The sequence below is a fragment of the Clostridium muellerianum genome (genome assembly GCF_012926525.1).
GTDB lineage: Bacteria > Bacillota > Clostridia > Clostridiales > Clostridiaceae > Clostridium_AM > Clostridium_AM muellerianum.
Window position 1 is genome coordinate 132,917 of the sequence record NZ_JABBNI010000009.1, and the last position, 13,587, is coordinate 146,503.

General features: G+C 27.9%; 14 protein-coding genes. 5 read left to right on the forward strand and 9 right to left on the reverse strand.

The window, feature by feature from the left end:
* The first annotated feature begins 181 nt into the window (after positions 1-181).
* The 3 genes from HBE96_RS04760 to HBE96_RS04770 all read left to right on the forward strand — a co-directional run bounded on the left by HBE96_RS04760 (position 182) and on the right by HBE96_RS04770 (position 3,163).
* On the forward strand, positions 182-871 hold the full coding sequence (locus tag HBE96_RS04760; protein ID WP_169296610.1) for a response regulator transcription factor: 690 nt from the start codon (positions 182-184) through the stop codon (positions 869-871).
* 137 nt (positions 872-1,008) lie between these two features.
* On the forward strand, positions 1,009-2,334 hold the full coding sequence (locus HBE96_RS04765) for a HAMP domain-containing sensor histidine kinase (protein WP_483416363.1): 1,326 nt from the start codon (positions 1,009-1,011) through the stop codon (positions 2,332-2,334).
* A 133-nt stretch (positions 2,335-2,467) separates the two neighbouring features.
* On the forward strand, positions 2,468-3,163 hold the full coding sequence (locus HBE96_RS04770) for a hypothetical protein (protein WP_169296612.1): 696 nt from the start codon (positions 2,468-2,470) through the stop codon (positions 3,161-3,163).
* Between the two features lie 160 nt (positions 3,164-3,323).
* Here the strand turns inward: HBE96_RS04770 and HBE96_RS04775 are convergent, their stop codons facing one another.
* A complete protein-coding gene (locus HBE96_RS04775) occupies positions 3,324-3,878 on the reverse strand; it encodes a hypothetical protein (RefSeq protein WP_169296613.1) in 555 nt (184 codons plus the stop codon).
* A gap of 213 nt (positions 3,879-4,091) precedes the next feature.
* Between HBE96_RS04775 and HBE96_RS04780 the strand changes: the two genes are divergently transcribed.
* Positions 4,092-5,312, forward strand: coding sequence for an EAL and HDOD domain-containing protein (locus HBE96_RS04780; RefSeq protein WP_169296614.1), 1,221 nt, complete (start codon positions 4,092-4,094; stop codon positions 5,310-5,312).
* Between the two features lie 28 nt (positions 5,313-5,340).
* Here HBE96_RS04780 and moaA read toward each other — a convergent pair whose 3' ends face one another.
* Positions 5,341-6,297: a GTP 3',8-cyclase MoaA gene (gene moaA, locus HBE96_RS04785; RefSeq protein ID WP_169296615.1), complete on the reverse strand. Its 957-nt coding sequence runs from the start codon at positions 6,295-6,297 to the stop codon at positions 5,341-5,343.
* 298 nt (positions 6,298-6,595) lie between these two features.
* Here moaA and HBE96_RS04790 point away from each other — a divergent pair, with 298 nt between their 5' ends.
* Entirely contained in the window at positions 6,596-7,747 is a 1,152-nt protein-coding gene (locus HBE96_RS04790; RefSeq protein WP_169296616.1) for an aminotransferase class V-fold PLP-dependent enzyme, read from the forward strand.
* 619 nt (positions 7,748-8,366) lie between these two features.
* Here HBE96_RS04790 and HBE96_RS04795 read toward each other — a convergent pair.
* The 7 genes from HBE96_RS04795 to HBE96_RS04825 form a co-directional block, all read right to left on the reverse strand.
* The gene (locus tag HBE96_RS04795; RefSeq protein WP_169296617.1) at positions 8,367-8,879 is read right to left on the reverse strand and encodes a GrpB family protein; all 513 of its coding nucleotides are present in this window, start codon (positions 8,877-8,879) and stop codon (positions 8,367-8,369) included.
* Positions 8,880-9,404: 525 nt separating this feature from the next.
* On the reverse strand, positions 9,405-9,848 hold the full coding sequence (locus HBE96_RS04800; RefSeq protein ID WP_169296618.1) for a hypothetical protein: 444 nt from the start codon (positions 9,846-9,848) through the stop codon (positions 9,405-9,407).
* A complete protein-coding gene (locus tag HBE96_RS04805; RefSeq protein WP_169296619.1) occupies positions 9,845-10,051 on the reverse strand; it encodes a helix-turn-helix transcriptional regulator in 207 nt (68 codons plus the stop codon). Before HBE96_RS04805 ends, HBE96_RS04800 begins: the two co-directional genes overlap by 4 nt.
* Before the next feature lie 344 nt (positions 10,052-10,395).
* Positions 10,396-10,851, reverse strand: coding sequence for a GNAT family N-acetyltransferase (locus HBE96_RS04810; protein WP_169296620.1), 456 nt, complete (start codon positions 10,849-10,851; stop codon positions 10,396-10,398).
* 438 nt (positions 10,852-11,289) lie between these two features.
* Positions 11,290-12,285, reverse strand: a complete 996-nt coding sequence (locus HBE96_RS04815; protein WP_169296621.1) for an alpha/beta fold hydrolase — start codon at positions 12,283-12,285, stop codon at positions 11,290-11,292.
* A complete protein-coding gene (locus tag HBE96_RS04820) occupies positions 12,285-12,470 on the reverse strand; it encodes a hypothetical protein (protein ID WP_169296622.1) in 186 nt (61 codons plus the stop codon). The genes HBE96_RS04815 and HBE96_RS04820 overlap by 1 nt, the downstream gene beginning before the upstream one ends.
* Positions 12,471-12,506: 36 nt before the next feature.
* Positions 12,507-12,986, reverse strand: coding sequence for an NUDIX hydrolase (locus tag HBE96_RS04825; protein WP_169296623.1), 480 nt, complete (start codon positions 12,984-12,986; stop codon positions 12,507-12,509).
* Positions 12,987-13,587: the final 601 nt, after the last annotated feature.

Here is a 13,587-nt window from a genome sequence, read left to right on the forward strand (position 1 = left end):
ACCATTTCCTCAATTTCAAATTTAGTCGCTTTAAGTCGCTTTTATCCATATTTCATTCTACCCTAATCAATTTATATAAATCTCCGTAAAATTGTGGCAAAATTGTGGCAAATTTAATTACCAAACAATTTCAAATGATATTGTAATCTGCTTATGTTAAAATGATTACGAGGTGAGTTAATTGAATAAAAAGCTAATATACATCGGCGATGATGAAGTTAACATTTGCAATATAATAAAATCTTTCCTTATAAAAGAAGGTTTTGAAGTAGAATTATTTAATGATGGACTTGCTGTTCTTGAAGCTTTCAACTCTAAAGAACCAGACATGCTCATACTAGACATTATGATGCCCGAAATGGATGGCTTTTCGCTTTGTTCATTAATCCGCCAAAAAAGCTGTATTCCAATAATAATCGTATCAGCTAAGGACACAGAACCTGATAAGATAGCTGGACTTAATTTAGGATGTGATGATTATCTTACTAAGCCTTTTAGTCCTATGGAACTCATAGCTAGAATTAAAAGTATTTTTCGTAGAATTCAATTAGATAAAACTCATATTGAAAACAATAAAATTATTACTATTGGTGATATTTCTGTAAATCCTGATATAAAGGAAATACAGTTCCACGGCAGCAATATAGGTCTTACAGGTATGGAATTTTCACTTATTTATTACCTTATAATAAATAAAAATAGAGCAGTAAGCCGTAGTGAACTATTAGATAAGGTTTGGGGATTTGAAAATGATGTAGAAACTCGTGCTACTGATGATATGGTAAAAAGGATTAGAAGGAAACTATTAAATGCTGGTTCTGTTATAAAAATTGATACTGTGTGGGGTTTTGGCTTTAAAATACAATATTAAGGAATGATATTATGAAAAAGACCACAATTAAATGGAGAATCTTTAAATATAATCTTATTATAATTATTATGCTAATTATACTAACTACAATAATATTTAATATCGCTATTCGCCTGTATTTTGAAAAAGATTTATTTATGCAATTAAATAAAATTGCATCAAATACTGAACATATAGCATTAGAGCGTGGACCTGATTTTTTTGTAAAATCAGAAAAAATACCACCACCACCACCTGCACCTCAAAACAGTAATAATCTCATACATTTCTATTTTATGTTAGATCGTTCGCTAAGAGAGTCTCTTACTGTTTTAAATGCAGATTATATTTTACTTGATAAGTCCAAAAACATACTAACTCCTTTTCCAAGAGAATCCTCCATAAGCTCAACTGATTTATTAAAACAAATAAATGAAACCATGAATAAATCAAAAGAATTTAGTACTAAAAACTATCTAAAATTTTATTTTTCTGGTACTGAATATATAGCAATAGTTAAGCCTGTATCTGAAAAAAATTCCTTTGGTTTAGGTTGGATAATCATATATTCAAGCATTGAAAAAGTAAAACAACTGCAGCTTGGAATAAATATTATACTTTCAATTATTCTAATTTTTTCATCATTGATTATTTTAATATTTTCTTCTACTTTGTCTAAAAAAATATCTGCTCCATTTTCTGCGCTTAGCAAGCATATAAGATCAATTGCAGAAAGAAATTTTGATACTAAAATTAATATGTCCGTAGATGATGAATTACGTGAATTTGTAAACAATATTAACATTATGTCTGAAAAACTAGAAATATACGATAAAGCTCAAAAAACCTTCCTTCAGAACGCATCTCATGAATTTAGAACTCCACTTATGTCAATTCAAAGTTATGCTGAAGGTATAAAATATCAGGTAGTTGATGCTAATAATGCTGCAGACATTATAATTGATGAAAGTAAGCGTTTGACTCATTTAGTAGAAGACTTGCTTTACTTGTCCCGCCTTAATACAATAGACGATAATTATCACTATAGTAATTTGGACTTTAACGATTTAATAAAAAGCTGTGTTCGACGCATGAATGCTATTACTATACATAACAATATAAAAATTATTCTCAATAGAATCAATGAAAAAATTGAAATAAATGCAGATGAAGAAAAATTTTCTCGTGCAATCACCAATATAATAAGCAATTGCATACGATATGCAGCTAATGTTGTTATATTGACAGTTAAAGTAGTTGATAATAAAATACTCCTTACTATATCTGATGATGGTCCAGGTTTCGAAAAAAGCGATCTTCCAAATATATTTGAAAGATTTTATAAGGGAAAAAAGGGGAATTTGGGTTTAGGATTATCTATCAGCAAAAACATTATTGAAAAACATAAAGGTACAATTACTGCTAAAAATTCAAATTTAGGGGCATTGTTTATGATTGAACTACCAATAATAAAAATCACCTAAACTTCATAATTTATAATTAAACACACATTTATCCATTATATGCCGATTGTAACATAATTGTAACGTGCCTGTAACAATGTACGATTATAATTATCATGAAGTAAATTATTAATTTTAAAGGAAAGGTGATATTATGAACATTAATACTACTAATGACATTTATCAATACTTAGTTAATCCCCTTTATAATAACAGCTTAACCACTGACAGCATTAATACTAATTCAGATGACTCAACTACTGATATAACTACAGATTCAATTCAATTAAGTAAAACAGCCCTTAGCACTTTAAATTCTACAACATCATCAATAAAGTATGGACAACCATATACCAATAATGCTAATAATTTTGTTGCGTCTAATATCAATTTAACTGATAGTATTAAATCTAAGCTTAGTGATCTTGTTACTGCTGGAACTATTACTCAAGATCAAGAAGATCAAATTGAAAACTTTATTCAACAAAAAAATGAAGACAGAGAAGCTGAAATGAATGCACTAAAAACCATGAGTGCTAGTGATAGAAAAGCTTATTTCGAACAAAAAAAATCTGAAGGTAAACCTGATCTTTTAAAAGATTTAGTAAGCTCAAATATTATAACTCAGGATCAAGCGAGTTCAATAGGAACTCTTACTCCTACTCCACCAAACAAACTTTCTAACATGTATAAAAATAATTTGAATACAACAGTAAAATCTACACTAGATAACCTAGTAAGTTCAAAAGTTATAACCCAAGATCAAGAAGACACTATTATAAATTCTATTGATCAAAATATTAATAAATCAAATACTGAAACTAATTTATCCCAGAATCAGGAAAGTTAAATATAAAAAACAAACTTTATTTATATATATTTAATCTATACATAATCTAAACTTGATTGGCTTAACAATAATAAATTAATTTTACGATTAGATGCTTGTAAATTTTAACTAATGAGGAAGATGCAATACTCTTCCTCATTTTTATAACTATTTTTCTTTATTAACTAGAACTTTTTTCACTACTTTGAGATGTTTGAGTATTATTGTTTTGAGATGTCTGCCCATTATCTTTTTGTAGCATGCTTCCCTTTATCTTTTCCATAACAGCATCTGCTTGAGTTTGAGTGATAACTCCTTCACTTACCAATTTACTTAAAGGACTCCCAGGTTTATTTTGATTGCTGTTTTGATTATTATCTTGTTGTCCACCCTGCTGATTTGGCTTGTTATCTGGTTTATTACTATCTTGTTTGTTCTCTCCATCTTTATTACCTGATGGCATAGTTGTAAGTGCTTCTACAATTTTATCTGATTGAGCTTGAGTTATAGTACCTGCTGTTACAAGCGCTTTAACACCTTCTTGTATCTGTTTTTTTCTTTCATCTGAGCTAACTTTTTTGCTACTGCTTTGTGACGCTTGTGTCGTTATCTGTTTTGTAGTACTACTACTATTACTTGTAGTACTCTTGCTCTGGCAACCTGCTAATAAAGATAACGACATACTTATTGCAATTAGACCCATAATAGATTTACTAAATAAATTATGTTTTTTCATATTATTATACCTTCCTTTTCATACTTAGTATTAACCTTATTTACAAGTTTAATATTTTTCTGTCACAGTTTTATAACGATTTAAAAACAATTTAATTACAATCTAATTTCGCCGAAAATTCAAACATATCCAACATTTAAATCACACTATTTATGAATATTATTGCAAATTTTTATACATCATGTAATAATTACTATATGGAGGTGGATATTAATGGACATATTTGTAGCTAGACAACCTATCTTTGATATAGATAACAAAGTCGTAGCATATGAATTACTTTTCAGAAACAGCTATGATAATAGATATACAGGCAAAAATGGTGACAGTGCTACTTTAAATGTAATAAACAGTTTATACACTTTAGGAATAGATAATGTCACAAATGGAAAATATGCTTTCATTAACTTTACTGAAAACCTATTAAATCAGCATTTTATCGCGTTACTACCTCCTGATATCGTTGCAATTGAAGTATTAGAAAGTGTTTATCCAAATGATAACGTTATAATGGAATGCAAAAAAATTAAAAAACAAGGATTTTCTATTGTCCTTGATGATTTTGTATTTGATGAAAAATATAGAGAACTTATACAATTTGCTGACATTATTAAAATAGATTTTACTATTACTAAAGGATCTGAAAGAAAAAAGGTCATAGAAAAAGTAAATTCAAATACCATAAAGTTTCTTGCAGAAAAAGTTGAGACCATAGAGGAGTTTAATGAAGCAAAATCTCTGGGGTATTCTTATTTTCAAGGTTACTATTTCAGTAAACCTATAATACTTTCTGGAAAAGACATTCCTCAAGATAAACTTATTAACTTTAGAATTTTAAAAGAATTAAGTAATAAAGATCTTGATATTGATGGATTAGAAAAGCTTATATTGATAGATGTATCTCTTTCATTTAAATTATTAAAATTAATAAATTCAACAGCATTCTCGCTGAAAAATAAAGTTAGCTCAATAAAGCAGGCAATTTCACTACTTGGAGAAAAAGAAATAAAAAAATGGATGTGTATAGTTCTTATACATTCTCTAGGTGAAAATAATACAACTGAATTAATAAACTACACCCTGATTAGAGCAAAATTCGCAGAACTATTAGCACTAAAAATGGGTCTAAACCGCAAAAGTTATGACTCTTATATTACAGGCTTACTTTCATTTATTGATGTTATTTTAGGTCAGCCTATTGATATAATAGTTAATGATTTATGTTTATCAAATGAAGTTAAAGATGCTCTATTAGATAAAGAAAATATTTTAAATTCCATAATTAAATTAATAACTTTTTACGAAAAAGGACTTTGGGATAAGGTTGATTTATATTCAAAGAAACTAAAAATCGACAAAAGTGATTTATCAAACTGCTACTTTGAATCTCTAAATTGGTTAAAACAACTTAATGGCTATAGATTTTCCCTATAGCCATTATTTTTTAATATATTTAATTTTACTACCCGCCTATTTGATACATCATTTTTAAACTTTGACTTTTGCTATCATATTCTAAATTGTGTTGTGATGGTTTATTATATATAACATCCTTTAAAACTGATTCAAGCAAAACTTCATCATTTAAACTCTCTTTTAAATCTATTTCTTTTGCTGAATGCAAACAAGGCTTAATTGTTCCCATGGAAGTAAGTCTTATTCTATTGCAATCACTACAAAATTTGCAACTAAGAGGAGTTATAAATCCTACTTTACCCTTTGCCCCATTAAGCTTATACATAGATGCAGTACTGCTTTTACTAGATTCTAAAGGTATAAGTTCAGGAAACTTGTCTAAAACTTCCGATGAAGACATAAATGAAGTTTTATAAAGCTTTTCACCTTCACCTATAGGCATAAGCTCTATAAATCTTACTTCTACAGGTATCTCTTTAGTGTGTTCTATAAAATTTTTTATCTCATCATCATTTATTCCTTTCATAAGCACTGTATTAATTTTCACTTTAATTCCAACACTTATACACTTTTCTATAGCCTTCAATACCTTATTTAAATCTCCACCTCTAGTTATATGTTTAAATTTATCCTCTTTTAATGTATCTAAGCTTATATTGACTCTGTTAAGTCCTGCTTCTTTTAATTCTTCTACTAAATCATATAAAAGTATTCCATTAGTAGTTATAGCTATATCTTTAATTTCATCTATCTCAGATGTTTCCTTTATCAATGAACTTATATTTTTTAATATTAATGGTTCTCCCCCAGTATATCTTATTTTTTTAATTCCAAGAGGAACTGCTGCTTTTATAATTTTTAAAACTTCTTCAAATCGAATTACATCCTCATGGCACTTTTTTACTACACCCTTTTCAGGCATACAATATATACACCTTAAATTACATCTATCTGTAAGAGAAATTCTAAGATAATCTATATTTCTTCCATACTGATCAAGCATTTTACACCCACCTTCAATTATAAATATTATTGACTTAATGCTTATTGTTCATATTGTTTAAAACAAATACTAATTGACATATTTCCGTATTACTTATTATCATATAACGCTTTTGAATATTATTCAACATATTTATAATATTTTAATAATTCCGACATATTATTTTTTATGTTTACTTATGAATTTTCCAGGATTTTATCTTATTCAACACCATATTTAATATCTTAATTTCCTTTATCATTTTTCTTTATAATGTTATAATTATCTTAAAATTATAATTACTTCGAGAGGTGATATTATGAATCCTGTATATTTTGATAATGCTGCAACAAGCTTTCCTAAAGCTCCAGGTGTTGCTGAAAGCATTGTAAATTATATAACAAATATAGGTTGTAATGTAAATAGAGGTGCTTATGCTTCTGCCCTTCAAGCTCAGCGAGTACTTTTTGATACCCGTAATTTAATTTGTTCATTTTTTAATTTCAATAATCCTGAAAATGTGGTCTTTACAAAAAATATTACTGAAAGTTTAAATGTGCTAATTAAAGGGCTGTTAAAACCAGGAGATCATGTTATTGTATCTTCTATGGAACATAATGCTGTTATGCGTCCATTAACTTCTATGACTGAAAGATCATCTGTAGAATTTTCTAGAGTACCATGCAGCATCGATGGAACTCTTAACATAGAAGATCTTAATAAATACTTAAAACCAAATACAAGAGCTGTAATTATGACTCATGCCTCCAACGTGTGTGGTACTATTTTACCTCTTAAACAAGTTGGAGAATTTTGTAAAAAAAATGATTTATATTTTATAATTGATAGTGCTCAAACTGCTGGATTTTTGGACCTGGATTTTAAAGCTTTAAATGCACACGCTATAGCCTTTACAGGCCATAAAGCATTACTAGGTCCCCAAGGTATGGGCGGTTTCATAATACACCCTGATCTTGTTCCTTTAGTTGATACCTTTATAGAAGGCGGTACTGGAAGTCTTTCATCTTCAGAAAAACAACCTGATTATATGCCTGATAAATTTGAATCCGGTACTATGAATATTCCTGGTATATTTGGTCTAAATGCTTCTTTAAACTATTTAAAAACTACAGGAATTGATTCTATAAGAGAAAAAGAACTCTACCTCACAGAAATCTTTGTGAATAAGGTAAAGAACATGGATAATATTAGATTGATTGGATTAGATGGAATAGAAAATAGAACTGCTGTAGTGTCTTTAGACTTTACAGGTAGTGACAATGCAGAAGTTTCATTTAAACTTTCAAATGATTATTCTATATTAAACAGATGTGGTCTTCATTGTGCCCCATCAGCTCACAAAACCCTTAACACTTATCCTCAAGGTACTGTTCGTTTTAGCTTTAGTCATAATAACACAGTAGAAGAAATTAATTACGCTGTAGATTGTATCTATAAGTGTTTAAAATAAGCATAATGTGACGCAACCGCAAGTAACCGAAGAAACGTTAAGCTGCAGTGGAAGTTTTGATTTTAACTTTTACTACGTGATATAGAATAAGCGTTTACTCACTGCTAAATATTTTTAATTAGTCTAAAGCTCAAAGTTCAGGAAAACCTAAGAACTTTGCCAAACTCGGTTCCCTCAAACAAGGCTAAAGTTCTAAGGCTTTCCTGAACTCCTCGCTAAGACTAATAAAAAAATAATTTAGCTAATGTGAGTAAACGCTTATTCTATATCCCTACGTAAAAGTTAAAATCAAAACTAGTGACTTCAGTTGTATACATTTAGTTATATTGTTATAGATAATTTTTAAATCAAAATTGTATTTAATTCTAAGTTATACCCCTTAAAAATCAAGACAGAGTTTTTATATCATAAATTTATAATATATATACATAATATTTGTAATACGCTTTTATCTACTTATTTTTATATATAGATATTAAAATATAATTCTTGAAAAAATAACTAAAAACACCTCAAAATTCAAACATGAATAATGCGGTGTTCCAGTAGATTATTTGATTTTTATAGTTAAGTCAGTAAATAAGAATATGTCGTACAAACCAAAATAACAATAAAATACTTATAACTTAATTTTTTTATAAATTTCATTAATAAAGGGACTTTTAGTTTCTATATAACTATCAATGTCTGTTGGATATTTCCTTGAAGCTTGTAATTTTATTTCACTATATTTATCTCTATCTTCATCATGTGTTCTTAAATAGTCTCGAAAAGCAATATGTCTTTTTAACTCTTGAGAGTTTTGTGGACATACATATAAATGATGTGTCATAAACTCATGCTTTTCTGTGTATTCGAAAGCTTCCCTGTCCTTTATTCCTAAATCTCCTTCATGGTAGTACCCTAAACTTTCTAAACAGGATTTAACCTCTTGAAAACTATCGTAGTTCTTAATAACAACATCTATATCTATAATTGGTTTAGCAGATAATCCTTCTACCGAAGTGCTTCCTACATGCTCAATTGCAATAATATTGTTTTCAAGTCCCTTCTCTAAATATAATTTAATTTTATCAAATTCTTCCTTCCATCTATAATCATATGGAACAACGATTACTTTTTTTGTTCTCATTTATCTTCCTCCAAATTGTTTCGTCATAATTTACAACTTCGACCTAAACATATAGAAATTATAACACATTTGTAATATTATTACACAACAGTTTGCAATAAAGGAATAAGTACTTCTTTTTTTCAAACACCGCATTATTTCATTTTCAAAGAACATTCATATATTTAGATTTATAGATTAATACATATAATATTCATAATGTAACTCAACTTAAAGTGTATTGTGTACACAATGCTTAATATAATACCTGTAAACTGAGAATACACATTATTCCTAACTACCTAAATTTCGTACAAATATAAAACTTATATTTGTACGAAATTTAGGTAATTACATGCTCTTGATATTATGCATCCATCTATTTTTTATATATAAATAATTGGATTTAGGTCTTAAAAACAAACTAAAAGCACCTCAAAATTCAAACTTGAATAATGTAGTGCTTTGATAAATTATTCATTCTTTCAGTTGTTAAAAATGTTTCTTAATGTAATTACATTTTTTCTTCCTATATAAAACAGCTGCTTAGTATTTCCTATTAAGATGGTTGAAAATTAGAATTCCAGTAATGTACTGGAACACCAAAAATCCAGCTAAATATAATACTATTAACTCAGAGCCGTCTATTTTATTAAAACTTCCAATTATAGAAAAGACCACTATAGATGCAGATATTACTATCAAACCAATAATATACGCATACCTTCCAGATTTATCTCTTAACATGGTCTTTCTTTCATCATGTATTTCAATGCTATCATTCTCAATTTTTTCTTTATATTTAGGTTTATTTTCTGGTTTCATCCAATAATAATATTTGTATAAAATAACTGTTCCGCCACAAATTCCTGCCCCTGCAAACCCAGCTAATAGACTTCCTATTCTTGACTCGAAATTTAATGCACCAATTAAGCAAACAATTCCTACAAACAGATATGTCAACCCTACAAGTAAATTACTCTTTTTCATTTTTCTTCTCTCCTTTCATAAATAAAAATTTCCTCAATTGATTTTCCGAAATAATCTGAAATGGCAAATGCTAATTCTAATGAGGGATTATATTTCCCTGTTTCTATTGAACTTATTGTTTGTCTTGAAACTTTAAGAATCTTTGCCAACTCCTCTTGATTAAGTCCTATGCGTTTTCTAAGCTCTTCAATCTTATTTTGCATTTAACCACCTCCTTTATGACAAGTTACCTTTACATTGATTATAAATATTCTGTTTTATTTTGTCAAGGTACCTTTACATTTCAGAAAAAGAAAATACAAACTTTAAGATTTTCATGCGCAAATTATACCATATCACCTAAATATATTCATTATCCTCTCAAAAAAAGTTGCTTTACAATATATTTGTATTACCGTATTAATCTATATAATTAAATATACAAAAAAAATACCGTATAATTCTATTGATATAGTTTCTTCAATAAAAACAATTTAAATAAAAAACTGTTTTTATGAAGAAGACCTATCACTGTGAATAATACGGTATTTAACATCAAATATTAACGTTATACTATCTTTTTAAACTTAAAAAGAACCAATTTATCCGAATGTCTATATTCGCCAATCTTTTTATAACCCATTTTTTCATAAAAATGATGATTTCTATATCTATCAAAAGGAGTCTCTAACTCCCAACAAGCAGCATCTGGATTATCTTGTTCTATATATATTATCGCTTTTTTACCAATACCAAAATTCTGATACTCTGGAATAATACATATTCCACCCAAATAATAATTGTTGTTTTCACGTTTTCGTACAACTATATCACCTATTATTACATTGTTGTGAATTATTTTATATGCTGTGGCAGTCTTTATTATATTTTCCATATCCTCTAAAGAATGTTCATATCCAGGACACTCTCCATACTGTATGTAATCATCATAAAAACTCATTTTTTGCACTTCTAATAATCTCTGTGCATCTTCAATATCTGCTTTTTTAAATAATATGTCCATAAAAACTCACTCCTATAACTGATAAAATATTATAAAGACGTCTTTACGAACACATTATATCATTTTTATTCAATACTTCTAAATTCTATATATTATAAATAAATTTATTCTAATTCAAACTGCCAAGTTTATTACATATTCATGGCCCTCCCCCTATATTTACTAACATTTTCTTGTAGATCAATAACTTTTGATATATAATATGATTATTAAACAAAAAGAGAAAATTATAAAATTTATTAACTTCTTATTATACATTAACCTTCCTTATTTGTAAATGTATTTTTTCCCATTTTAACTGTTAACTCATATAAAAAAATATATATAATTTTTTAAATACAACACAAAACACTGCAAAATTCAAAATTGAATAAGGCAGTGTTTATAAAAATTGTCTCCTTTTTCATTTTTCGTTAAACTTCAATAATGTAACAAATTCTATTTACCGTTTATAAGCTTAATTATTGATTGATTTATTATTTCTGGAGAATATAAATGTATGTAATGCCTTGAACCACTAACGATTGTTTGCTTGCTATCACTTGACCAATCTTTGAATTCAATTTGACTTTTATTCCAAGCAGGAAATGCAGTACTATTACTTTCAGAAGTAAAAATTCTAATTGGTATATTACCTAATTTACCACTTTTTATTAATGTTTTTGCATTAGTAGTAGAATTCTTTAATTCAGCTAACCCATCATCATTTACAATGTTTTTCAATGTCATCGCCATATCTAATTTTTGCAGATCTTCCGGTATCAAATTCATTCCATCCTTATCTGCACATAATGTTTTTTTATACATATTAGTTGTTTCAAATAATATACGAATAACCCCAAAATTTTTCAGTAATTTTGTACTGCCATAATTAGAACTTGACAAAGGGTTATCTTTGTAAAATTCAGGGTTTCCAGCGTCTATAAAGACTATGCCATTCACTTCATCTTTATATTTTTGTGTAAATGCTATTGTTTCTAAAGAACCTAAAGAATGTGCAACAAAAATATACGGAGGCTTCTGTCCTGATTTTTCTAATGCCATATGTATTTCCTCAGCTATTGTGTCAATGTTTCTTGGAGATTTTGTACTTTCACTCCATCCAGTGCCAAATCTATCATAAACCACTACTTTTGCATGTTTTGAAAGTTCGTTATACAAAGGATAAAAATTTACATAAGGACATGAAACACCATTTCCAGACGCAAAAACTATTGTTTGTTTTCCATTACCTTTACTAAAAACATGCATATCTTGTCCATTTACTTTAACTAACTGTCCTGGAGGTGAGTACTTTTTATTATCTAAATATACCCCAGCTTTTTGATAGGAATACCCAATCACAAGAGCACATATTAAAAATAGTATAAATCGCTTAGTATACTTTAAAAATCTAGTATTCTTTTTAACATTAATTTTACTTTCAATATTCATTAAACATGCAACCTTTCATTATAGCTTTCTATTTTAAATACTTTAAAATATCTTAACATATTATATAGCCTTTTATGCTCTGGTGAGTTTTCAATATGATACAAACTAAACTTAACATAATCTTCTTCTGTTACTTCAAAATTAAATTCTATTTTAACCTCCTCCAATGATAGTATAATTGTCATTTTAATGCTTGTAAACACTTGTCCTAATTATGCTTTTCAACATTCTTTTGAAACAATGTGTTCGATACCAGTCATGTTTCCTGATAATTTCGTTTTAAAAAACTCAGGAAACAGGTGATATTGATCTAATTTCTCAATAGGCAGCCAGTACAAATGTTCTTTTTCACCTTGGTCTCCAGAACTTTTACATACAAAATTAACATTGGTGTTTTCTTTCATCAAATAGAAAAAAGCAATTTCATGATAATGTTCCTTAGTTATTTCTTCATGAAAAAAGTGTTCATGGATAAATGCTAATCTATCAATTTCAAATTTAATGCCAGTTTCTTCAAATGTTTCACGAACAACAGCTTCTTCAGATGTTTCATTTAATTTTACTCTTCCACCAACTGAATAATAATAAGGTGCATTATCATTTTTAACCATAAGTATCTTTTTGTCTCTTATTATAATTGCACCAACTCTATAATTGAATATTCCTTCATTAGTTTTAAATGTTAAATCTCGATCTTCCATAGCAATCCCTCCCTCCATCATGCGAATTACTTTTTGCATAATTTTATAATAATTACTAATTTATGTTAAATTATACCATATCATCTAAATATATTCATTCGTTGTCCTCTCAAAAAAGTTACATTACAATATCTTTGTAATGTGTAACATCAAAATAATTTATACATATAATATAAGTGTAAATATTTTATATTATAGGAGAATCCAATGTACCAATATCGTAAATATCGTCATGTGTATTATTGTCCTTACTTAAAATGTTTTGTTCCCATAAATACTGAACCCATAGAAACACGAGAAGATCAATGTAACAGTTGGTGTCCAGAATGCTCCAGACGTTGCACTTTAGTTTCAGGTCATTATGGTGACCATAAATGTTCACAATGGCATAGATGGTAAAACAGATAAAGTAATTTAGGACCTATGATTAAATTATAGGTCCCTTCTTTATAACTATGTTTAATTCATACAATCTTTGTATTGTGACACAAAAACACCACATAATTCAACTTTGAATAATGCAGTGTCTTTACAAATTGTTCGTTTTTTCAGTTGTTACGTCAAATAAGAATTTTACACATTAATCTAATAATATTTCAAA